Source organism: Mycobacterium asiaticum DSM 44297, assembly GCF_000613245.1.
GTDB lineage: Bacteria > Actinomycetota > Actinomycetes > Mycobacteriales > Mycobacteriaceae > Mycobacterium > Mycobacterium asiaticum.
The window spans coordinates 2,175,295-2,198,621 of record NZ_HG964936.1 but is presented as its reverse complement, the minus strand read 5'-3'; the positions used below and the strand labels follow the sequence as shown (position 1 = coordinate 2,198,621).

The following is a 23,327-nucleotide window of genomic DNA, read 5'->3' as shown; positions in this document are numbered from 1 at the left end:
CCGTACAGCCAGCCGCCGTCGCCACCGCGCTGGCCTGGCGCGCCGTTGGCGCCGTCGCCGATCAGCGGACGCCCGGTCAGCGACTGCGCGGGCGCGTTGATCGCGTCGAGCAAACTCTGTTGGACGTTGGTGGCTTCGGCGGTGACGTACGCGCCGGCGCCCGCGTTCAGGGTCTCCACGAATTGCTCGTGGAACGCGGATACCTGCGCGCTGAGTGCCTGGTATTGCTGGCCATGCGCGTTGAACAGCGCGGTGATTGCCGTCGATACCTCATCGGCTGCGGCGGTAACCAGGTTTGTGGTGGTGGTGACGGCGTTGACATTGACCGCATTCAGGGACGAGCCGATCCCGGCCAATTGTGCGGCTGCGGCCGAAACCAACGCGGGCGTAGCGACCACGAACGACATCCGAGCCTCCTCAGGCCAATGACCCCCTTCGGCGACGCAACTTATCAACGCACGCGTCAGCAACGTGGGCGAATGGCAAAACTCGCCATGAGCGAAACGTGGCAACCGCCGCGCTGACGCCCAGCGTGCGAAGAATGCCGCTCTCAGCGGCGTGTCGCTGTCCATCCGCGCACCTTCGCGCGGTGCGGGCTAACCGAAATCAGCTGTGCCGGGCCCAAACCCGGGTCACCGGGTTGCATTCGATCAGGTGGCCGTCGTTGGACGCGGACATGGCGAAAACCGGGATGTCCGGCCTGTCGCACGAACTGCTGACGGCGTGGACGCCAGTGGTGATCGGCGCCTTTCCCCACGTTCCGCCCTCGCACACCACCTGCTCATTGCTGGTCTGGTCGTAGGCCAGCTTGTCGACGTCATTGCACGCGCCGCCGAGCACGGGTGGCGCCGGCTTGCTGGACGGCGAGGCGGGCGCCGCGAGCGTCTGCGCTGGATCCGGCCCACGTGAGCCCCGGCGGCGGATCCCCCACCCGGGTGGCCACCACCGGCACGCGCAGCACCGCCCCCTGCGCCCCACACTCGTTGCTGAGCACGGTCTCGGTTTCCACGCCGCGCAGCGTGCCGTCGGCCTGCGGCGCCAGCGACCAGGCCACGGTTTCCTGCTGGGTGGCTCCGGCCGGTCCGTTGAGTTGACGGCAGGCCACCCGTTCTTGCTGTGGCGCGCCCTGCCAGTACCCCGCGACGAAGCGCAGGGCGTCGGTCTGGCCGCCGCCGGCAGTGGCGACTACCTGGTGGTTCGTGGTGTCCACCTGGACCCCGGTCGCCGCGCACCCGTTGGTGGTGCACACGGAGTGGAACGCCCACCAGTCGGTAGTGGAGCCGTCATGCCGGATGCCCAGGCCGTTGCTGGTCTTCTTGGACCGGTCGTAGTCCAGCCGATAGGTGCCGTTCAGGACACGCATGCCGGTAGCGGCGACCGGGGCCGGAGGGGGTGGCGCCTCCGGAGCCGCGGGCCGGGCTGCCAGCGCGGGCTTCGGCTGCGGCGTGCTGGAGGGGTCGGGTTCGAAGGAGTACAGGATCGACCAGGTCGCGGCCACCGCGATCAGCACCGCACAGACGAGCGCGGCCGCCATCCGGGTCCGGGCCGATAATCTGCGGCCCAGCACCGGGGCGACGCCGCGTCTACCAGGCCCGCCCGCAGAATCGGTTTCACCGTCCTGGTCGCAACCGTCGGGCAGTCGGGCACGGAAGTCGGCGGCGAAGGCCCGGCACCGCTCGTACCTGTCGGCCGGGTCCTTGGCCAGGGCCCGGATGAACACCTCGTCGAGGTACGCCAGATCGGGTCGGCGCTCGCTCAGTCGGGGCGGCTCGTCGTTGAGGTGCTGGCTGATCACCGCGATCGAGTTGGGGTGCAGGAACGGCGGCGCCCCGGTTAACAGGTGAAACGCGGTGGCCGCCAACGCGTATTGGTCGGCGCGACCGTCGATGTTGGATCCCGTCAGCTGCTCGGGGGCCGCATAGGCGACTGTGCCGACCGCGACGTTCGTCTGGGTGATCCCGCTGATATCCCCCAGGTGCCGGGCAACACCGAAATCAGCCAACAGGATTCGCCGCTCGTCGTCCTCGGGATGGGTGAGCAGGATGTTGGCGGGCTTGACGTCGCGGTGCAGCAGGCCGCGGTCGTGCGCGTAATCGAGCGCGCCGGCGACGGCGCTGAGGATGGCGCACACCTCATCGACGGGCATGCCGTCGGGATACTGCTCCTTGACAAGCCGGGAGGCGTCGGTGCCTTCGACGTAGTCCATCGAGATCCACAGCTTGCCGTTGTATTCACCGCGGTCGTGCACTCCCACGATGTGCGGGTGCCAGAGCGTGGCGGCCAGGTCGGCCTCCCGGTTGAACCGCTCGCGGAACTCGCCGTCCGCCGTAATCGCTTCGGCCAGAACCTTGATCACGTCGCGGCGGGGCAGCCGGGGATGCAGGGCCAGATACACCTCGGCCATGCCGCCGGCGCCCAGCTGACGAAGGATGGTGTACCCGGCGAAGGCGGCGCCACGGGACAGTGCGACACGAGCGCCCGCCTCCTCGACGACGGCGACGACTTCCGGTTCCTGCTCCGGCGCCGGCAGCTGGTTCGCGGGCGCGCTCGGTGCCGGTGCCGCGCGGCGGCGGAGGTGCGCGACGGTCGCCGACGGCAAGGCCTGGAAACCTGCGCGCAGCGCGGCGCGCGCCTGACGCGGGTTGGTCAGCAGCCGTCGACCGGCGTGCAGGCGCCGGGTGGCGCCGCTCTGGTCGTCCATAGCTGTTCCCCTCTGATGCGTGCTGGCTGTCGCGGCCTGGGCTCGGGCTAGGCGACATTGCGATATGCCGAGGACCTAGAGTTGTCCGCTCGGCCGTACAGACATTCCCCTACCGTCGAATCATGCCGGAAGTTGGCCCGCCGCTGGGGAAATACCGGTTATGTAGCAGCTGTGAGTGACCGGACCGAAACATAGCGGATTCACAGCTGCGTCACACAGAGCACACTCAGATTCGCCACGGATACTGATCTGGTGAGTCGACCAGCCCCACCCGCGCTGACCATCCGACACGACGGTACCCAGCTTTCGTTCGCTCCAGGTTACGAGGTGATCATCGGACGAGACCTGCACGCCGATCTGCGCATTCCGGATCCGCGCATCTCGCGGGCACACCTGGTGCTGCGGTTCGACCAGGGCCGATGGCTGGCGATCGACAACGGCTCACTGAACGGCACCTACGTCAACGGCTACCGGATGCCGGTGGTCGACATTCACGACGGGCAAAGCATCAATGTCGGGAATCCGGCCGGACCGCGACTGACCTTCGAGATCGGGCAGCACCGCGGATCGACGACCCGCCCGCCCGTCGCCAAGCCCAGAACCGCCCACGACAGCGGGCCGCCCACCCTGGCATGGACGACCACGCCGCCGCCTCCGCGCCCCCCGGTCGGCCCCGCGCGCGGACCGGTGCATGCGGCGCCGCCCCGACCGACACCGCGGCGCCCGCAGCGGCAACCGGTACCGCCGTTGCCGCCAGCCGACGAAGTCACCTCGGTCCACATCCAGCCGGAACGGGCCGAGATGACCGAGATCGACATCAAGTCGGCCGACGTGTCGAGTCTGGCCACCCGAATGGTCCGGATTTTGTCGCCCCGGGTAGCCGGCGCGTCCGCCTCCGCGAAATCGGCCGGCACCCTGACGATCGGTCGGGCCAACGACAACGACATCGTCGTCTCCGACGTGCTGGCCTCACGACAGCACGCCGTACTGCGGGATACGCCGTTGGGCACTGAGATCCAGGACCGCAGCATCAACGGAACCTTCGTCAACGGCACCCGGGTGGGATCGGCGATCCTGTCCAAGGGTGACGTCGTCACGATCGGCAATGTCGACCTGGAGTTCCGCGACGACACCCTGGTTCCGCGCAACGAAACGGCAACGCGGACAGGCGGTTTGGAAGTACGAAGCGTCAATTACACCGTCGACAACGGCAAACGGCTGCTGGACGGCATCTCCCTGGTTGCCCGACCGGGAACACTGACCGCGGTGATCGGCGGATCCGGCGCCGGCAAGAGCACGCTGGCCCGGCTGATCGCCGGCTACGCCCGTCCGAGCTCAGGGTCGGTCACCTTCGAGGGCCACGACATCCACGCCGAGTACGCGTCGCTGCGCAGCCGGATCGGCATCGTCCCGCAGGACGACGTGGTGCACCGCCAGCTCACCGTCAACCAGGCGTTGGGGTACGCCGCCGAACTCCGGCTGCCCCCCGACACCAGCAAGTCCGACCGGGCGCGGGTGGTCACCCAGGTGCTCAAGGAACTCGACCTGACCAAGCACGCCGAAACCCGGGTGGACAAGTTGTCCGGCGGGCAGCGCAAGCGGGCCTCGGTAGCACTGGAGCTGCTTACCGGGCCATCGTTGCTGATCCTGGACGAACCGACGTCGGGCCTGGACCCCGCCCTCGACCACCAGGTGATGACGATGCTGCGTCAGCTCGCCGATGCCGGGCGGGTGGTCATCGTCGTCACGCACATGCTGTCCTACCTGGACACCTGCGACCAGTTGCTGCTGGTGGCGCCGGGCGGAAAGACCGCGTACTGCGGTCCGCCCGACCAGATCGGCGAGGCAATGGGCACCACCAACTGGGCCAAGATCTTCAGCCAGGTGGGTGCCGACCCGGACGAGGCCAATCGTCGCTTCCTGGCCCAGAACGAAGCGCAGAGCCTGCGGCAGCCCGCGGCCGGGGCCGCCGAGCCGGCGGACCTCGGTGAGCCGGTGCACACCAGTGTGCGACGGCAGATCTCGACCATCGCCCGGCGACAGGTCCGCCTGGTGGTCGCCGACCGGGCGTACTTCGTATTCCTGGCCCTGCTGCCGTTCATCCTGGGTTCGCTGTCGCTAACAGTGCCGGGCAGCAACGGGTTTCGGGTCCCCGGGCCCAACGCGGGCACGCCCGACGAAGCTGCGCAGATTCTGGCGCTGCTGCTGCCGGCCGCCGCTTTCATGGGGACCGCGCTGACGATCCGGGACCTGGTCGGCGAGCGGGCCATCTTCCAGCGCGAGCAGGCGGTCGGACTGTCGACGACGGCCTATCTGCTGGCCAAGACGGTGGTGTTCTGCGGCTTCGCCGTTGTTCAGTCGGCGATCATCACCGCGATCGTGGTGGTCGGCAAGAGCGCGCCGACGCGGGGCGCGGTCCTGATGGGCCACTCGACGTTCGGGGCTTCGGTGGAACTGTTCACCACCGTGGCCGCGACCTGTGTCGCCTCGGCCATTCTGGGGCTGGCCATCTCGTCGCTGGTGCGGTCCAGCGAGCAGATCATGCCGCTGTTCGTGGTGACGGTCATGGCGCAGCTCGTGCTGTGCGGCGGGATGGTCCCGGTTACCGGCCGGCTCGGGCTCAACCAGCTGTCTTTCGCCACGCCGGCGCGGTGGGGCTACGCGGCCGCGGCTTCGACGGTCGATCTGCGCCATCTGGTGCCCGGTTCACTGGTGTCGCAGGACCGGTTCTGGGAGCACACGTCGAAGAGCTGGCTGACCGACATGGGCATGCTGGCCGGATTGTCGCTGTTCTACGCCTGCTTCGTGCGGTGGCGGATCCGGCTACGTCGTTAGAGTGAGACCATCCATCCGCCCAAGCACGAGACATTCGACCTCGCTGCCCGCACCAACACGGACCCCAAGGGAATCGTGCGGGCGGTCGACGAGTACGTCCTGCAGCCGTGGGGCCTCTATCTGGCCCGGCCGACGCCCGGGCGCGCTCAGTTCCACTACCTCCAATCGTGGTTGCTGCCGTCGCTGGGTTTGCGCGCCACGGTGTTTCATTTCAATCCAGGCCACGAGCGCGACCACGATTACTACCTGGATATCGGCGAGTACACCCCCGGTCCGACGGTCTGGCGCTCAGAGGACCACTACCTCGACATCGAGGTGCGCAGCGGCCGCGGCGCCGAATTAGCTGACATCGACGAGCTTTTCGCAGCCGTACGGCAGGGGCTGTTGGCGCCCGATGTAGCCGAACTGGCGGTGCTGCGCGCCGTGACGGCGATCGACGGCCTGGCCCGCAACCGCTACGACCTGTCCCGCTGGCTCGATTCGCACGGCATGGCGCTCACCTGGCGGCAGGCGTAGCCGGCGACATGTGCCGGCGCACCAGCTTGCGCCAACGGTGTTGCCGGTACCGGTAGATCTCGTTCGCCGCCGCGACCACCACGCCGGTCATGATTCCCGCGTCGATATCGACGGTGTCGCTGTAGCGGCAGGACTGCGAGTCGATCGGTTCAACGTGCAAGGTGTGGTTCCAGGTCTTGAGCGGCCCGCCATGCTCCTGTGTGCGGATGGTTCCGGCGGCTTCGTCGACCTCGACCACGTTGATGGTGTGCCGGTAGGCCGGGATGACATGGAAGGCAAACAACCAGCCGGTGCCGGACTCGCCGAGCCGCAACGCCTCGGTGCGTCCGGCCAGCGCCGGGAAGCCGAACAGGCCCTTGCAGACGTAGAGAAACGTGGCAGGCGAGAGCATTGCCGACCAGACGCGTTCGGCGCTGGTGGGCAGCATAGTTTCGACGTGGACGGTGCGCATCGCGAACTCCTTCTTAGGGCAACCTAATCTTGCTAGGGTCGGCGTCGGATGACTACTCGCTTTTGCTCAGGAGTTTCGCGATCGCACCGACAGACCGATTTCGGCAACGCAAGCAGCCCAAACAGGAGCGGGCCGCCGAGACCAGGCAGCGCATTATGGATGCGGCGGCTCAGGTTTTCGCCGAGCACGGCTATGCGGCGGGCACCACGAACCGCATCGCCGAGCGGGCCCGGGTCTCGATCGGCTCGGTCTACCAATACTTTCCCAACAAGGACGCCGTCCTCCGCGCCTTGATGGACGCGCACGTCGACGACGGCGCCCGGCTGCTCACCGAGCGGTTGTCGGGCGGCTTGCCGGAACGACTCGACGACCTGCTGCGCTTGTTCGTGCGAGCGGCGATCGACAACCACCGGGACAATCCGCGCCTGCACCGGGTGTTGTTCGAGGAGGCACCGCGTGCGCCGGAGTTTCTTGACCGGTTGCACGCATTGGAGCAGTTCAGCGTGGACACGGCCGCGCGGCTGCTCGAGCAGCATCCCGAAGTCCGCGCCGACAGCCGATTGAACGCGCAGGTGGCTGTGGCGACGATCGACTCACTGGTGCACCGGCTGGTCACTAGGGCCGATTTCGGGACCGAACCGGTGGACTTCGGAGAAGTCGAAGATGAGATTGTCGCGCTGCTTACCGGCTATCTAGCAGCGCATCCAGGTCGGCCAGCGCGCGGAGAGTGTCGTTGAGGTGCGTGCAGGTGCTGGTACCGACGAATTCGCCGCGGATCCGGTCCCGTAGCTCGGTCAGCGTCATGCCTTGGATTCGCGCGGCACTGCCGATCGCGCCGGGGCATTCCCGCCAGGGCAGCACCCGAACTTCGGCATTGACCGCGGTGATGGTCCGCGTCGACGCGTCGACCGTGCCGACCACGGTGTATTCGTGCACGATCGTTTCGACCAGGTCGTTGTCCATGTGCGAGTCGCGGAAGTGGACGTCAAAGCCCACCGCCCCAGCGCTTAGCGGCCACACGTCGAGGCGGCGGAACCGGCGCATCCCCCGTTCCCGGAGCGGATTGACGTCATGTAGGCCACGCAGCGCCGGCGCCACCGGCCCGCGGCCCGTCGGGATGACGTCGTGTCGCCGGGTGTAGGCGATCAACGACGCGTCCGGGGCGAAGCCGGCGCAGATCCCGGCCATCCGGTCGGCGACGCCCACCGGCATCTTTGCCTCGACGCCGTCGACGATCGCTCCATGTTGTGTGGCGTACCCGGACACCAGCGCTGCACCCACCCAGTCGTCGAGCAGCAGATGAAGCAGGGTGGCTTGCCGCACCTGCTCGGGGAACAATTGGGCGATCTTCGCCCGAAACCCCGCACCGACCCGGCAGCCCAGTAGCGCGTCCAGATTGGCTTCGTCCGAACGGATGTCGTCGATGACGTGATCGGTCAGATGGGCGGTGACCCGGACCTCTGCCGCGCTCTCGGCCGCCGCGTCCCGGGCCCGCAAATCGGCCAGCTTGCCGCGCGCCCCGTCCGGATGGGTGTCGATGGTGCTGGTGCGTCGCCGCCGGCCCTTGGTCAGCGGCGGCGGCTCGTCAACGACCGGCCGCCGCGGACCCAGGATGTCGCTGACGAACGGCATAGTCGACTCAGGGCTTCCAGCCGGTGGTGTCGGCCCATTCCCAGGCTTGACGGTAGGCCTCGCGGAACCAGGGTTCCTTGGCCGTCACGTAGCGCACGGTGTCGCCGTGAGCGCCCGCGTCGGCCGCCCGCTTGACCTCCAGATACTTCTCTCGCACATCGGAATTGGCCTTGAGCCAATCCACGAATAGCAGCGCGAACTGTTGATTCGGCCAGCCCGCGACGCGGATGTGCACGTTGGTCGGTCGCCCCGGGTCAGCTGAGGCGTGAATGCGCTTGTGCCACAACGCCGGATCGTCACCGTGGTCGAGGCCCGGCACGGTGCTGCGGGCATCGGATTTCGCGGCGTCCTGAGTGATGTGCTCGAGACGCGGATACCCCGCCGACAGCAACGGTTCGACGAGTTCCTCGGCGACGTCCAGGGATTCGACGGTGACCTGGATGTCGATGACATCCTTGGCGTCCAGGCCCGGCACGGCAGTCGATCCGATGTGGTCCACCCGCACCGCGCGGTGCCCGCAGGTGGTCTGCAGCCGGTTGACGATACGCCGGGCCTGATCGGGCCAACTCGGGTCGGCGGGCACCACCCGCGCCGGGGCCCGGGTATGGGCGCGCTCGCTGAGGTTGTGTGCGAACGGGACGATCCGGTTGTGCCACACTTCGCGGGCCCGTTCGGTCAGCGCCTCGGGGGTGCCCGAATTGTCCAGCCAGATGTCGGCGACCGCCCGCCGCTGCTCGTCGGTGGCCTGCGCGGCAATCCTGGCCCGCGCATCCTCTTCGGACATGCCGCGTTGGTCGACCAATCGTCGCAACCGGAGTTCGACGTCGGCGTGCACGATGACCACCAGCGGGAACAGCGGAGCCATGCCGGACTCCACCAGCAGCGGAATATCTTCCACCACAACGGCATCCGGAGACACCGCCGCGATGATCTCGGCGCGGCGCTGGGCCACCAGTGGGTGCACGATGCCGTTGAGCTTCTTGCGCTCGTCCTCGTTTGCGAAAGCCTTGGCCGCCAACGCCGGGCGGTCCAGGGACCCATCGGGCTGCAGGATGTCCTCGCCGAACGTTTCGACCAGCGACTTCAAACCCTCGGTGCCCGGCTCGACGACCTCGCGCGCGATGACATCACCGTCGACGATGATGCCACCGCACTCCGAGAACGTCTTGGATAGCGCCGACTTCCCGGCGCCGATGCCGCCGGTCAGCCCGATGCGCAGCATCCGTGCGTGTTACGCGCTGCCGGCGAGCTTCTCCCGCAGAGCCGCCAGCTGGGCGTCGCTGGCCAGCGATCCACCCGCGGACTTCTCCGAGGAGCTGCTGCTCGAGGACGACTGACCGCCGGCACCGTGGTCGGCAGCTTCGGCCGCGGCGAACTTCTCCATCTGCGCGGTGTGCATCTTGTGGCGACGCTCCGCCTCGGCGTAGCGGGCCTCCCACTCGTTGCGCTGGGCGTCGAAACCTTCCATCCACTCGTTGGTTTCGGCGTCAAAGCCCTCGGGGAAGATGTAGTTGCCCTGCTCGTCGTAGCTGTCGGCCATGCCGTACTTCGCCGGGTCGAACTCGTCGGTGTAGTCCTCGTTGGCCTGCTTGAGCGACAGCGAAATCCGCCGACGTTCCAGGTCGATGTCGATGACCTTGACCATCGCGTCGTCGCCGACGGCAACCACCTGGTCGGGCACCTCGACGTGACGCTCGGCCAGCTCGGAGATGTGCACCAGGCCCTCGATGCCCTCCTCGACGCGGACGAACGCACCGAACGGCACCAGCTTGGTGACCTTGCCCGGCACGATCTGCCCGATGGCGTGCGTGCGGGCGAAGTGGCGCCACGGGTCTTCTTGAGTCGCCTTGAGCGACAACGAAACCCGCTCGCGGTCCATGTCCACGTCGAGCACCTCGACGGTGACCTCGTCGCCCACCTGAACCACCTCGGACGGGTGGTCGATGTGCTTCCAGGACAGCTCGGAGACGTGCACCAGGCCGTCCACCCCGCCCAGGTCGACGAACGCGCCGAAGTTGACGATGGAGGAGACCACACCCTTGCGGATGGTGCCCTTCTGCAGCTGGTTGAGGAACTCGCTGCGCACCTCGGACTGGGTCTGCTCCAGCCAGGCACGGCGGGACAGCACCACGTTGTTGCGGTTCTTGTCCAGCTCGATGATCTTGGCCTCGATCTCCTTGCCGATGTACGGCTGCAGATCGCGCACGCGGCGCATCTCGACCAGCGAGGCGGGCAGGAAGCCGCGCAACCCGATGTCGAGGATCAGGCCGCCCTTGACGACCTCGATGACGGTGCCCTTGACGGCCTCGTCCTTCTCCTTGAGCTCTTCGATGGTGCCCCAGGCGCGCTCGTACTGGGCGCGCTTCTTGGACAGGATCAGTCGGCCTTCTTTGTCCTCTTTGGTGAGAACCAGGGCCTCGACCTCATCACCGACGGAAACGACCTCGTTGGGGTCGACGTCGTGCTTGATGGAGAGTTCGCGGGCGGGGATGACCCCTTCGGTCTTGTAGCCGATGTCGAGGAGCACCTCGTCCCGGTCAACTTTGACGATGGTGCCTTCGACGATGTCGCCATCGTTGAAGTACTTGATCGTTTTATCTATTGCGGCAAGAAAATCCTCGCTGGTGCCTATGTCGTTGACGGCTACTTGCGGCGAGGTGACGGCGGGACTCGGCATATTGTTGGGTTGCTCCGGACAGGGTTCATCGTAGGGACTTGGGACTTGAGTTATTGGTGTGACCCGCGATCGAGCGCAAACGGATACCAGTCGAGGCTACTCGACTGCCTACACGCTGGACAAACTCGGTCGAAATCATGATCAGACTACCGGGTGCGCATCCGCGCTGACGCGCGGCCCACTTTTCGGTCTAGTTGGCCGCCCAGCGTGGGCCTTATGTACCTGATTCGCGCTGTTGACGTGCATAAACGTCACGCTCGACGACCTGGATCTACCGACGTCGGCGGCCGACCGAATCTGATACCAGCCCGCCGGGCATCAACCATTGATCGGGCTCGCGCCGAATGAACTCGGCGAGGGCATCGGCGACGCGCTGCGACGTCAGCTGCACGGCGTCCCGCACGCTGTGGTCGTCCCCGCCCAGGGGCACCTCGGCGGCGATCGGCTCGCCGAACACCGGTTCCCGCTGGTGCCTGTGCTGGAAGACCGCACCGGGGACGATCAGCGCGCCGGTGCGCAGAGCCAGCAGCGCCGGTCCCGGACCAACCGGGCGCTTGATGCCGGCGAGGTCGACGTGGATGCCGGCGCTTGTCCCGCCCTGCGTGGCCTGCGTGCCCTCGCGGGCCCGGAAATAGTCGCCGGCGATCGCGACGATCCGGCCACGGCGCAGCGCGTCCGCCATGGCCGCGGTGATGCTGGCGCCGCCGGTGCGCTCGACGACGATGAGTTCCAAACCGGCCTTCTGCGCACCACGATGAATCACCCACTGCATCAGGGCCCGCTGCCGGTTGGCGACAACCGTCGTCGGCAACCCATTGAGCGCCAGCACGATCGGCAGCGCTGCATAGGAACCTAGGTGCGGAAAGGCGACGATGACGCCGACACCGGCCGCTCGGCCCGCTTCGAGAGCGGCGTGGATCGGCGCCGGGTCAGCGATGCGGAACCGGCGCAGTGCGGCGTCGTGCGGCGCGGCGAGGAACCAGATCGCGTCGTTGGCGTTGCGGACCAGCGCCCGGTACATCGCCTGGACCGGCCGCCACTTGCGGGACGAGAACTGGGCCGTCGGGTCCACATTGTCGCGGAAATCCTGCAACACGTGCAGGTGCTGGGCACGGCCGCGCCAGTACACCAGCCGCGCGACGACGGCCAACAGCGCGTCGGCGACCGGAGCCGGCAGCAGGCCGAACAGCTTCGAGGCGACGACCAGCGGGTAGCGCAGCAGCGGCGGTCGCTGGGCCGGTTCGCCGCTCTTCCCCGCAAGCGGCGGGTGCCCCCGCCTCATGGCTGCGCTCTGCATGGTCGCGGTCGCGGGTCGGGTTCCGACACCCGTGCAGTTTAAGTTCGCTACCTAGTGGGCCGCAGCATCCCAACTGGGGCCGTAGCCCACCGACACTTCCAGCGGCACGTCCAGCGGGTACGCGCCGCCCATCTTGTCGCGCACCAGCGCCTCGAGCTGGTCGCGCTCTCCCGGCGCGATCTCGAACAGCAGCTCGTCGTGCACCTGCAGCAACATGCGCGAGGCCAGCCCGGCCTGCTTGATCGCCTTGTCCACCTCGATCATGGCCACCTTGATCAGGTCCGCAGCGCTGCCCTGGATCGGGGCGTTCAGCGCCGCCCGCTCGGCGGCCTCCCGCACCTGCCGGTTGCTGCTGTCCAGCTCGGGCAGGTAGCGCCGGCGGCCCAGCACCGTCGAGGTGTAGCCGTCCTTGCGGGCTTGCTCGACGATGTTGAGCAGGTAGTCACGCACCCCGCCGAATCGGGCGAAGTACTGGTCCATTTGGTCCTTGGCTTCTTCGGTGGAGATCTTGAGCTGGGCGGACAACCCGTAGGCGCTCAACCCGTAGGCCAGCCCGTACGACATTGCCTTGACGCGCCGCCGCAGTTCGCCGGTGACCTCCTCGATCGGCACGCCGAAGGCTCGAGACGCCACGAATGAGTGCAGGTCCTCGCCGGTGTTGAACGCCTCGATCAGGCCTTCGTCACGGGACAGGTGCGCCATGATCCGCATCTCGATCTGGCTGTAGTCCGCGGTCATCAGCTCGTCGTAGCCGCGTCCCACGACGAACGCATCACGGATCTGACGGCCGGCGTCGGTGCGAATCGGGATGTTCTGCAAGTTCGGTTCGGTCGAGGACAACCGGCCGGTGGCCGCGATGGTCTGGTTGAAGGTGGTGTGGATGCGGCCATCGCCGGCGACCGAGTTCAGCAGACCGTCGACGGTGACTTTGAGGCGCGTGACGTCGCGATGAGCCAGCAGGTGCTGCAAGAACGGGTGGCCGGTCTTGTCAAAGAGACCCTGCAGAGCGTCCGCGTCCGTGGTGTAGCCGGTCTTGGTGCGCTTGGTCTTGGGCATGCCTAGTTCGTCGAACAGCACCACCTGCAGCTGCTTGGGTGAGCCGAGGTTGATCTGTTTGCCGATTACGGCGTAGGCGGCCTCGGCCGCGTCGCGGATCTGGTCGGCGAACTGGGTCTGCAGCTCGGTGAGCTTGGCCAGGTCAACCGCGATGCCGGCATGCTCCATCTCGGCCAGCACCTGCTGCACCGGCAGCTCCATCTCGCCCAGCAGCGCGGTGGAATCGATGCGAGCCAGCTCGGCGTCCAGGGCGTCGGCGAGGTCGACGACGGCCCGAGCCCGCAGAATGCTGGTCTGTACCGCCTGCTCGTCCACCCCGTCGATATCGTCGAGCAGCGAAAGTTGTTGCTGTTCGGGGTTATCGGCTCGCAACTCGCGACGCAGGTAGCGCAGCGAGAGGTCGTCGAGGGTGAAGCTGCGCTGCCCGGGCCGCACCAGGTAGGCGGCCAGCGCGGTGTCGGAGGTGACGCCGGCCAAGGTCCAGCCCCGGCCGGTCAGATCGTGAATGGCCAGCTTCGCCTCGTGCAGGGCCTTGGGCTTGTCCGGGTCGGCCAGCCAGGCGGCCAGCGCGGCGTCGTCCTCGGGTGTGAGCGTGGCGGTGTCGAGGTACGCGCCGTCCCCGTCGGCCGCGGCGATGGCCAACGCGGTGGCATCACCGCCGTGCGGCAGATGGGTGCCTATCACCGTCAGGCCCGACCGGCGCCCGTCACCGGCGTGGTCGGCCAGCCACTGACCGACGGTGCCCGGATCCAGCGCCCCGCCGCGCACGTCGAACCCCTCGTCGACCTCGGGTTCGACGGCGGCGAGTGTGTCGAAGAGCCTGTCCCGCAGGACGCGGAACTCGAGGTCGTCGAAAAGCCGGTGGATGTGGTCGCGGTCCCACGGCTGCAATCGCAGTGTGTCGGGTGTCTGCGCGAGCGGCACATCCCGGACCAGCTCGGTGAGGTCCCGGTTCAGCACGACGTTGGCGACATGGGCACGCAGCGCGTCGCCGACTTTGCCGCGCACCGAGTCGACGTTGTCGACCAGGGATTGCAGTGACCCGTATTCAATGATCCATTTCGACGCGGTCTTCTCGCCCACACCCGGGATGCCCGGCAAGTTGTCACTCGGGTCGCCCCGCAGCGCGGCGAAGTCCGGGTACTGCTTGGGCGTCAGGCCGTATTTCTCGACGACGGCCTCCGGGGTGAAGCGGGTGAGTTCACTGACGCCCTTGCGCGGATAGAGGACCGTCACGTCGTCGCTGACCAGTTGCAGCGAGTCGCGGTCACCGGTGACCACCAGCACCCGGTAACCCTCGCCCTCGGCCTGGGTGGCCAGCGTCGCGATGATGTCGTCTGCCTCGAAGCCCGGCTCGGCCAGGACGGTAATGCCAAGTGCGCCAAGGACTTCCTTGGTGATGTCGATCTGGCCGTGGAACTCGTCGGGCGTCGAGGAGCGGTTGGCCTTGTACTCCGGATAGCGCTCGGAACGGAACGTTTGCCGGGAGACGTCGAACGCCGCCGCGATGTGCGTGGGCGCCTCGTCGCGCAGCAGGTTGATCAGCATGGCGGTGAACCCGTAGACCGCGTTGGTGGTCAGCCCGCCGCGAGTCTTGAAGTTCTCCGCGGGCAGGGCGTAGAACGCCCGGAAAGCCAGCGAGTTGCCATCCAGCAGCATCAGCGTCGGTTTCGTGGATTCTGCGCTCTTCGAAGGCGGGGCACTCACGGCTCACACTCTAGGCACCCGGTACGACGCTCCTTGCGGCGCCAGAACTGGAACACGTTTCAGTTTTGCGCGCGGGCTGGGTACGCTGAGCCGGTGCCAGAGGTCACCTACCAGCAGCCGGCGATCGATGGGTGGTTCGCCACCGACGATGCCGGAAACCCTTACCTGATCGGCAGCAAGTGCCCGGCGTGCGGCACCTATGTGTTTCCGCCGCGGGAGAACAACTGCCCCAACCCGGCATGCGCGAGCGACTCACTAGAGTCCGTCGCCTTGTCGCGTCGCGGCAAGCTGTGGAGCTACACCGAGAACCGCTATCCGCCGCCCGCGCCCTACCCCGCGCAGGAGCCGTTCGAGCCGTTCGCCATCGCCGCCGTGGAGTTGGCCGACGAGGGCATCATCGTCCTTGGCAAGGTCGTCGAGGGCACGCTGGCTGCGGATCTGAAGGTGGGCATGGAGATGGAGCTGGCGATCATGCCGCTGTTCACCGACGCCGACGGCGTTGAACGGCTGGTGCACGCGTGGAAGGTGTCGTCTTCATGAGCACTCCGGAACCGCTTTACATTCTCGGCGCCGGCATGCACCCGTGGGGCAAGTGGGGCCGGGACTTCACCGAATACGGCGTGGTCGCCGCCCGGGCGGCGCTGGCCGAGGCCGGGCTGGACTGGCGGCAGATTCAGCTCGTCGCCGGGGCTGACACGATCCGCAACGGATACCCCGGTTTCATTGCAGGGTCGACATTCGCGCAGAAGCTCGGGTGGAACGGCGTGCCGGTCAGCTCCAGCTACGCCGCGTGCGCCAGCGGGTCACAGGCCCTGCAGAGCGCCCGGGCGCACATCCTGGCCGGCTTCTGCGACGTCGCGCTGGTGATCGGCGCCGACACCACACCCAAGGGCGCGTTCGCTCCCGTCGGCGGGGAACGTAAGAACGACCCCGACTGGCAGCGCTTCCACCTGATCGGGGCGATGAACCCGGTGTACTTCGCGCTGCTCGCGCGGCGCCGGATGGATTTGTACGGGGCGACGTCCGAGGACTTCGCGCAGGTGAAGGTGAAGAATTCCCAGCACGGTCTGCAGAACCCGAATGCCCGCTACCGCAAGGAGTCCTCGATCGAGGACGTGCTGGCCAGCCCGGTAGTCAGCGACCCGTTGCGCCAGCTGGACATCTGCGCAACCTCCGACGGTGCGGCGGCGCTGATCGTGGCGAGCGCGGAGTTCGCCCGCAAGCACCTGGGCTCGCTGGACGGGGTCCCGTCGGTGCGCGCGGTCAGCACCGTCACCCCGCGATACCCGCAGCATCTGCCCGAATTGCCCGACATCGCAACGGATTCCACCGCCGCGGTGGCCGCGCCCGAGCGGGTGTTCAAGGACCAGATCCTCGACGCCGCCTACGCCGAGGCCGGAATCGGACCCGAGGACGTCAGCCTGGCCGAGGTCTACGACCTGTCCACCGCGCTGGAACTCGACTGGTACGAGCACCTGGGACTATGCCCGAAAGGCGAGGCCGAGCAGCTACTGCGCAGCGGCGCGACGGCGATCGGCGGCAAGGTGCCGGTCAACCCGTCCGGCGGACTGGCCTGCTTCGGCGAGGCCATCCCCGCCCAGGCGATCGCGCAGGTCTGCGAGTTGACTTGGCAGCTGCGTGGCCAGGCCACCGGTCGGCAGGTGGAGAACGCAACGGTTGGCGTGACCGCGAACCAGGGTCTGTTCGGGCACGGCTCGTCGGTGATCGTCGCGCGCTAAAGGGCGCGCGAAGGGTGCCGAGGCACCGACTACTCGGGCGTGTCCAGCGTCTCCAACACGACCTCGGCGACCCGCTTCATCGACGTCCGCCGATCCATCGCTGCCCGCTGGATCCACTTGAACGCCTCCGGCTCGGTCATGCCCTGCTTGACCTGCAGCAGCCCCTTGGCGCGTTCGACCAGCTTGCGCGTCTCCAACCGATCAGACAGCGTCGCCACCTCGCGTTCGAGCTCGGTGAGCTCACTGAAGCGGCTCACCGCCAACTCGATGGCCGGAACCAGATCACTGGCCGTGAAGGGCTTGACCAGATAGGCCATCGCGCCGGCGTCGCGGGCACGTTCGACAAGATCACGCTGGCTGAACGCGGTCAGCACCACGATCGGCGCGATGCGCTTACTCGCGATCTCGGACGCCGCGTCGATGCCGTCGCGGCGGGGCATCTTCACGTCCATGATCACCAGATCCGGCTTATGCTGCTCGGCCAGCTCGACGGCTTCCTGTCCGTCGCCGGCCTCGCCGACGATCTCGTACCCCTCCTCTCGCAGCATCTCGGCAAGGTCCATGCGGATGAGCGCCTCGTCCTCAGCGATCAGGACCCGCCGCTTCGGAGCGGCGTCAGCGTCGGTGGTGGGGCCGGTCATGACGGACATTGTGTCGTGACGGCTGTGACGGGCGCTCGGGGGGTTCCTCTAAGGTAGGTAGCCGGACCAGCCCTCGTATCCCAACTGGCAGAGGAAACGGATTCAAAACCCGTACAGTGTGAGTTCGAATCTCACCGAGGGCACCAACGCCGCAGTTCACTGGGCATCACACCGTCCCCGCGGGCCGCTTGTAATGCGGCGCAGCGGTCATCGCCTCAACCTCGCCGGTGCTGCCCACGCTGCAACATCCGCCCCTGCGGTCCCAGCCGGAAACGCAATGCGATCGCTAGCCAATAAACGCAGATGTTCGCCGCCAAGGTATAGATCCGAAGCCACACGTCGTAGGCTTGCGCCAGCGGACACATGGCGAAGACTGCACGTAGTGCGACCGTTATCGGATTTCACGCCCACCCGTCGTACAGCAGCAGCGGCGATTCAATCAGCTAGCAGCGGTAATCCCGGCCACCGCTCTTAGGCGAAGAGTTCACGGCGCGCGTCCTGGACGGTCATCGCAGGAAGTAGATGAGCCGAATGTCTGATCGCACCGACAATTGGGCTCGCGACCGGCTGCTGTTCGTCGCCGACGCCGACCAGGCCACCCGGCAAGGGACGTCCCCCACCAGAGACCACGACGTCCCGCTGGGTCCGTTGGGTTGCCAGTTCGCGGCGCTGACCACAGCCCTACTCAATGCCGGAAACGTCCAAGAGGTACTTGAACAGGTGGTGGACGCGACGGTCAGCGTCGCCCCCCAGGCCGACGTGGTGAGCGTGACCCTGCGCAGCCCTGATGGCCGGTTCCACACTCCCATCGCCACGCATGCGGTGGCTCAGATGCTCGACGAGTGTCAGTACAACCTGGGCGAAGGTCCGTGCGTCGCGGCCGCCCACAATCCCGGCCCCGGCTTTGCGGCGTGGCCTGAACCGGGCCGCGCCAATTCGCCATGGCCTGGGTTCACCGAGGCGGCACGCAGATTGGGCGTGGAAGCCGTCCTCTCCCTGTCCCTGCTCCCCGCGCCCGTCCCGCCCCGGCTGTCCGGAGCCTTGAATCTGTACTCCCACTCGTCCGCCGGGCTCGACGACATCGACCGGGACGCCATCCTGCTGCTGGCGACGCACGCGTCTCTGGCCCTGGCGACGACGGAAGCGGTGACCACCGGCAAACTGCGTGAAGCGCAGCTGCATCAAGCGATCGATAGCCGCGACGTAATCGGACAAGCCAAGGGCATCCTGATGGGCAGGCGGAACATCTCGGCCGAAGAAGCTTTCGACATCCTGCGGTCGTCGTCCCAAAAACTGAACGTAAAGCTGAGTGAGATCGCAAGAGTGGTAGCCGCTCAGCCCGACATATTCGACTAGTTCACTGGTCCCCCGTGCCAGCAAAACCCCGCCGATGAAGGGTCCCTATCGCTACCCGGGGTAAACGCCGAGTTCGACGGTTACTCTTGACACGTGGCCGCTAAAAAATGCGGTGCCCTTTCAGCTGGCGATGATCACTCGGCAAGCCGGCCAGACTGCGTCGCCGCCGTACGGACGCAGACGCGCGATATCCGTCAGCACTACGCCGCCAGCGCTGCCCGTCGCGCCCGGATCCTCAACATCACCTCCTGGCTGGCCGTGATCGTCAGTGCCAGCTTCGTCCTCATGCAGTTGCTGCTGGGCACCTGGCTGTGGCAGGTCGTCTCGATCAACATCTGCGCGGCGCTGATCTTCGCGATCGTGCCCACCTTGCACCGATTCGGTGACCTGGTGGCGCCGCTGACGTTCATCACCGCGGCCTACGTCACGGTTTTCGCCAGCTGCTGGGACGTGGGGACCAACTCGGGCGCGCAGCTGTTCTTCATCGTGGGCGCCTGCCTGGTGGTGCTCGTGCTGGGCACCGAACACATCGCTCTGGCCAGTTTCCTGGCGGCAGTGGCCGCGGCCCTGGTCATCACGACCGAATTCGTCATCCCCCGCGACACCGGCCTGCAGCCGCCGTGGGCTCAGTCGGCGGGTTTCATCATCACCACGATCTCTGCCTGCGTCATGGTGGTCGTCACGATGTGGTTCGCCCTGCGTGACACCGAACGCGCGGAGGCGGTCATGGAGGAGCAGTACGACCGCTCCGAGGCGCTGCTGGCGAACATGCTGCCGGCCAGCATTGCCGAGCGGCTCAAGGAACCCGAACGGCAGGTTATCGCCGACAAGTATGACGAGGCCTCGGTGCTGTTCGCCGACATCGTCGGCTTCACCGAACGCGCCAGCAGCACCGCGCCGGCTGACCTCGTCCGCTTCCTGGACCGTCTCTACGGCGCCTTCGACGAACTGGTCGACAAACATGACCTAGAGAAGATCAAGGTCACCGGCGACTGCTACATGGTGGTCAGCGGTGTGCCACGGCCACGCCCCGACCACGTGCACGCGCTGGCCGACTTCGCACTCGAAATGGCCGACGTCGCAGCATCTCTCAAGGACCCGCACGGACGAGCGGTCCCGCTGCGAGTGGGTCTGGCCACCGGTCCGGTGGTGGCCGGCGTGGTGGGTTCGCGCCGCTTCTTCTACGACGTGTGGGGCGACGCCGTCAACGTCGCCTCCCGGATGGAGACCACCGACTCCGTCGGCCAGATCCAGGTGCCCGACGAGGTCTACGAACGGCTCAAGGACGACTTTGTGCTGCGCGAACGGGGCCTCATCGACGTCAAGGGCAAAGGCCTGATGCGGACCTGGTATCTCGTCGGCCGCAAGCCGGCGGACGAGCCGGCCGAAGTGCGCAGCGAGGACGTGCGGGCAGCGCGCGTGTAGGTCCGAAAGGCCCTATACCGAGACCGCCACATGCGTCACACTGGTGCGATGGAACCAAGTCCTGCCACAACCCCCGCACCGCAGTCACCGCCGAGTCTGTTGCCGCACCTGTGGAAGTCGACGCTGGTGTCGGGAATCCTGTCCGTCGCCCTGGGCGTCGTCGTGCTGGCGTGGCCGCAAATATCCGTGCTCGCGGCGGCCATTGCATTCGGCGTCTACCTGTTGATCACCGGCGCCGCCCAGGTCGTGTTCGCGTTCTCGCTGCACGTCTCGGCCGGTAGCCGCATCCTGTTGTTCATCAGCGGTGCCGCGTCACTGATCCTGGCGGTGCTGGCGTTCCGGCATTTCGGCAACGCCGTGCTGCTCCTGGCGATCTGGATTGGGGTCGGGTTCATCTTCCGTGGCGTCGCGACGACGGTGTCGGCGATCAGCGATCCGCACCTGCCCGGCCGAGGCTGGCAGATCTTCATCGGCGTAATCAGCCTCCTCGCGGGGATCGTGGTGATGGCCTCGCCGTTCGAATCGATCATCACCCTTGCCCTCGTGGTCGGTATCTGGCTGGTGGTCATCGGAGTCTTCGAGGTTGTTTCCGCGTTCGGCATCCGCAAGGCGTCACACACGCTGCGCTAGCGCCCGCTCCGCCTAACTACTACACTGTGTCGTAGTTACTCACTTTTCCCCGCGGCCTCGGGAGATGACAGATGAATGTCGTCGACATATCGCGGTGGCAGTTCGGTATCACCACCGTCTACCACTTCATTTTCGTGCCGCTGACCATCGGCCTGGCGCCGCTGCTGGCGGTCATGCAGACCGCGTGGGTGGCCACCGACAACGTCGCGTGGTACCGGCTGACCAAGTTCTTCGGGAAGTTATTCCTGATCAACTTCGCCATCGGCGTGGCCACCGGCATCGTCCAGGAATTCCAGTTCGGGATGAACTGGAGCGAGTATTCGCGCTTCGTCGGCGACGTCTTCGGTGCACCGCTGGCGATGGAGGGTCTGCTCGCCTTCTTCTTCGAATCGACGTTCATTGGATTGTGGATCTTCGGGTGGGGCCGGCTGCCCAAACTGGTGCACCTGGCCTGCATTTGGATCGTCGCCATCGGCGTCAACGTCTCCGCCTTCTTCATCATTTCGGCGAACTCGTTCATGCAGCACCCGGTGGGCGTGCATTTCAACCCAGAGACCCACCGGGCCGAGCTGAACAACATCCTGACGTTGCTTACCAACAACACCGGCCTTACTGCCTTCGCGCACACCGTCGCCGGCGCACTGCTGACCGCGGGCACCTTCGTCGCCGCTGTCAGCGCATGGTGGCTGGTCCGGTCGCAGACCAGCCCCGTGGACCCGGGCACCCGGGCCATGTATCGCCCGGCCACCGCCCTGGGGTGCTGGCTGGTGTTGCTCGCCGCCGTCGGGCTGTTCTTCACCGGCGACTTCCAGGGCAAGCTGATGTTTCAACAGCAGCCGATGAAGATGGCATCGGCAGAATCGTTGTGCGACACCCAAGTTGACCCGGACTTCTCGATCTTGACGGTCGGCAGGCAGAACAACTGTGACGCCCTCACCCGCGTGATCGAAGTGCCCTACGTGCTGCCGTTCCTCGCCGAGGGCAAGTTCGACGGCGTCAAGCTGCAGGGCGTACGCGATATCCAACGGGACTACCAACAGCGGTTCGGGCCGAACGACTACCGCCCTAACCTGTTCGTCACCTATTGGTCGTTCCGCATGATGATCGGCCTGCTCGCGGTGCCGGTGCTGTTCGCGCTGGTTGCCCTGTGGCTGACCCGCCGTGGCCGGATCCCGAGTCAACGCTGGTTCGCCTGGTTCGCGCTGCTGACCATTCCCACCCCGTTCCTGGCCAACAGCGCTGGCTGGGTGTTCACCGAAATGGGCCGCCAGCCTTGGCTTGTCGTGCCCAATCCCACTGGTGATCAGAGCGTGCGCCTCAACGTCGCTGCCGGGGTCTCCCACCACGCACCAGGCATGGTGATCACCTCCCTCACCACGTTCACACTGATCTATGCCGTGCTCGCGGTGATCTGGTTCTGGCTGCTCAAGCGCTACATCGTCGAAGGCCCCCAGGAACACGACGCCGAACCCGCGGCACTGCCATCAGACCAGCAGTCCGATGAGGAGCAGGTGAAACCCCTGTCGTTCGCCTACTGAGCCTTCGCGAAAGGAGCTGACCGATGAATCTGCAAGAGTTGTGGTTCGGCCTCATCGCGGCGCTGTTTCTCGGCTTCTTCATCCTCGAGGGTTTCGACTTCGGTGTCGGCATGCTGATCGCACCCTTCGCGCGAGTCGGCAAGGGCGACAAGGAGTCTCATCGACGTGCGGCGCTGAACACGATCGGACCGGTCTGGGACGCGAACGAGGTATGGTTGATCACCGCCGGCGCGGCCATGTTCGCCGCCTTCCCGGGCTGGTACGCCACCATGTTCTCGGCCCTGTTCTTGCCGCTGCTCGCCATCCTGTTCGGCATGATCGTCCGCGTTGTGGCCATCGAATGGCGCGGCAAGGTGGACGACCCGAAATGGCGGAGCTGGGCCGACCTGGCGATCGCAGCCGGGTCGTGGCTGCCAGCCGTGTTGTGGGGTACGGCATTCGCGATCCTGCTGCGCGGCCTGCCGGTGGACGCCGACGGGCAAGTGCATCTGTCGATCGGTGATGTGCTCAACCCTTACACGCTGTTGGGCGGTTTGGCCACGGCCGGCTTGTTCCTGTTCTACGGTGCGGTGTTTGTGTCGTTGAAAACCGAGGGGCCCATCCGTGACGACGCTCAGCGGTTCGCCCTGTGGTTGACGCTGCCGGCGACGGGTTTGGTTGCCGGATTTGGTATTTGGACGCAGCTGGTGCACGGCAAGAACTGGACCTGGGCGCCGCTGGGCGTGGCTGTGGTCGCCATGTCGGCGGCGGTGCTGCTGGTGTGGCGACGTGTGTCCGACGGTTGGGCGTTCTTCTGCACGCTGCTGGTGGTCGCCAGCGTGGTGGTATTGCTGTTCGGCTCGCTGTATCCCAACCTGGTGCCCTCGACTCTGAACAGCCAATGGAATGTCACCATCTACAACGCCTCGTCGACTCCCTACACGCTCAAGATCATGACCTGGGTGACGGCCATCATGGTGCCGTTGACGGTGGTCTATCAGGGGTGGACGTATTGGGTGTTCCGGCAACGTATCTCCGCTGACCGGATCCCGGCCTCGATCGGGCTGAGAAGGCGTCCGTCCTGAGCGCCAACAGCTCTCGAGCGCCATTGGACCCACGGTTGTTGCGGGCATCCGCGGCGTTACGC

18 protein-coding genes, 1 tRNA gene and 1 pseudogene are annotated in these 23,327 nt (G+C 66.6%); 11 read left to right on the top strand and 9 right to left on the bottom strand.

The window, feature by feature from the left end; translation table 11 throughout:
- Together BN972_RS30980 and BN972_RS30975 are read right to left on the bottom strand one after the other, a co-directional pair.
- A partial coding sequence (locus BN972_RS30980) for a PE family protein (RefSeq protein WP_051545352.1) occupies nt 1-407 on the bottom strand: 407 nt, incomplete at its 3' end.
- Between the two features lie 199 nt (nt 408-606).
- Nucleotides 607-2,701, bottom strand: a pseudogene (locus BN972_RS30975) (serine/threonine-protein kinase).
- A 252-nt stretch (nt 2,702-2,953) separates the two neighbouring features.
- Between BN972_RS30975 and BN972_RS10460 the strand changes: the two are divergent.
- Nucleotides 2,954-5,536: an FHA domain-containing protein gene (locus BN972_RS10460; protein WP_080696762.1), complete on the top strand. Its 2,583-nt coding sequence runs from the start codon at nt 2,954-2,956 to the stop codon at nt 5,534-5,536.
- 75 nt (nt 5,537-5,611) lie between these two features.
- A complete protein-coding gene (locus BN972_RS10455; protein WP_036355995.1) occupies nt 5,612-6,052 on the top strand; it encodes a DUF402 domain-containing protein in 441 nt (146 codons plus the stop codon).
- On the opposite strand, the gene BN972_RS10450 is transcribed toward BN972_RS10455, so the two are convergent.
- Nucleotides 6,033-6,503, bottom strand: a complete 471-nt coding sequence (locus BN972_RS10450) for a hypothetical protein (protein WP_036355992.1) — start codon at nt 6,501-6,503, stop codon at nt 6,033-6,035. The genes BN972_RS10455 and BN972_RS10450 overlap by 20 nt on opposite strands.
- Before the next feature lie 155 nt (nt 6,504-6,658).
- Here BN972_RS10450 and BN972_RS10445 point away from each other — a divergent pair, with 155 nt between their 5' ends.
- On the top strand, nt 6,659-7,240 hold the full coding sequence (locus tag BN972_RS10445; RefSeq protein ID WP_080696811.1) for a TetR/AcrR family transcriptional regulator: 582 nt from the start codon (nt 6,659-6,661) through the stop codon (nt 7,238-7,240).
- Here the strand turns inward: BN972_RS10445 and BN972_RS10440 are convergent.
- The 5 genes from BN972_RS10440 to polA all read right to left on the bottom strand — a co-directional run bounded on the left by BN972_RS10440 (nt 7,185) and on the right by polA (nt 14,824).
- Complete coding sequence (locus BN972_RS10440) at nt 7,185-8,135, bottom strand: DUF2889 domain-containing protein (RefSeq protein WP_036355986.1); 951 nt, start codon at nt 8,133-8,135, stop codon at nt 7,185-7,187. The genes BN972_RS10445 and BN972_RS10440 overlap by 56 nt on opposite strands.
- 7 nt (nt 8,136-8,142) lie before the next feature.
- Nucleotides 8,143-9,357, bottom strand: a complete 1,215-nt coding sequence (gene coaE / locus BN972_RS10435; RefSeq protein WP_036355983.1) for a dephospho-CoA kinase — start codon at nt 9,355-9,357, stop codon at nt 8,143-8,145.
- Between the two features lie 9 nt (nt 9,358-9,366).
- Nucleotides 9,367-10,812: a 30S ribosomal protein S1 gene (gene rpsA / locus BN972_RS10430; protein WP_036355980.1), complete on the bottom strand. Its 1,446-nt coding sequence runs from the start codon at nt 10,810-10,812 to the stop codon at nt 9,367-9,369.
- Nucleotides 10,813-11,083: 271 nt separating this feature from the next.
- A complete protein-coding gene (locus BN972_RS10425; RefSeq protein WP_036355977.1) occupies nt 11,084-12,094 on the bottom strand; it encodes a lysophospholipid acyltransferase family protein in 1,011 nt (336 codons plus the stop codon).
- A 66-nt stretch (nt 12,095-12,160) separates the two neighbouring features.
- Nucleotides 12,161-14,824, bottom strand: a complete 2,664-nt coding sequence (gene polA, locus BN972_RS10420; RefSeq protein ID WP_051545211.1) for a DNA polymerase I — start codon at nt 14,822-14,824, stop codon at nt 12,161-12,163.
- Nucleotides 14,825-14,965: 141 nt separating this feature from the next.
- Between polA and BN972_RS10415 the strand changes: the two genes are divergently transcribed.
- Nucleotides 14,966-15,412: a Zn-ribbon domain-containing OB-fold protein gene (locus BN972_RS10415; RefSeq protein WP_036355972.1), complete on the top strand. Its 447-nt coding sequence runs from the start codon at nt 14,966-14,968 to the stop codon at nt 15,410-15,412.
- A complete protein-coding gene (locus BN972_RS10410; protein WP_036355969.1) occupies nt 15,409-16,611 on the top strand; it encodes a lipid-transfer protein in 1,203 nt (400 codons plus the stop codon). The genes BN972_RS10415 and BN972_RS10410 overlap by 4 nt, the downstream gene beginning before the upstream one ends.
- Before the next feature lie 29 nt (nt 16,612-16,640).
- On the opposite strand, the gene BN972_RS10405 is transcribed toward BN972_RS10410, so the two are convergent.
- Entirely contained in the window at nt 16,641-17,252 is a 612-nt protein-coding gene (locus BN972_RS10405; protein WP_036355966.1) for an ANTAR domain-containing response regulator, read from the bottom strand.
- 69 nt (nt 17,253-17,321) lie between these two features.
- On the opposite strand from BN972_RS10405, the gene BN972_RS10400 reads away from it, so the two are divergent.
- From BN972_RS10400 to cydB, 6 genes are all read left to right on the top strand, one after another.
- A tRNA-Leu gene (locus BN972_RS10400) sits at nt 17,322-17,398 on the top strand.
- Between the two features lie 385 nt (nt 17,399-17,783).
- The gene (locus BN972_RS10395) at nt 17,784-18,608 is read left to right on the top strand and encodes a GAF and ANTAR domain-containing protein (protein WP_036355964.1); all 825 of its coding nucleotides are present in this window, start codon (nt 17,784-17,786) and stop codon (nt 18,606-18,608) included.
- A gap of 93 nt (nt 18,609-18,701) precedes the next feature.
- On the top strand, nt 18,702-20,033 hold the full coding sequence (locus BN972_RS10390) for an adenylate/guanylate cyclase domain-containing protein (protein ID WP_036355962.1): 1,332 nt from the start codon (nt 18,702-18,704) through the stop codon (nt 20,031-20,033).
- A gap of 30 nt (nt 20,034-20,063) precedes the next feature.
- Nucleotides 20,064-20,663 carry an HdeD family acid-resistance protein gene (locus tag BN972_RS10385; protein ID WP_099051029.1) on the top strand — a complete coding sequence of 200 codons (600 nt, stop codon included), beginning with the start codon at nt 20,064-20,066 and terminating at the stop codon, nt 20,661-20,663.
- Between the two features lie 71 nt (nt 20,664-20,734).
- Nucleotides 20,735-22,201, top strand: coding sequence for a cytochrome ubiquinol oxidase subunit I (locus tag BN972_RS10380; protein WP_036355960.1), 1,467 nt, complete (start codon nt 20,735-20,737; stop codon nt 22,199-22,201).
- Nucleotides 22,202-22,224: 23 nt separating this feature from the next.
- A complete protein-coding gene (cydB, locus tag BN972_RS10375) occupies nt 22,225-23,265 on the top strand; it encodes a cytochrome d ubiquinol oxidase subunit II (RefSeq protein WP_036355957.1) in 1,041 nt (346 codons plus the stop codon).
- Nucleotides 23,266-23,327: the final 62 nt, after the last annotated feature.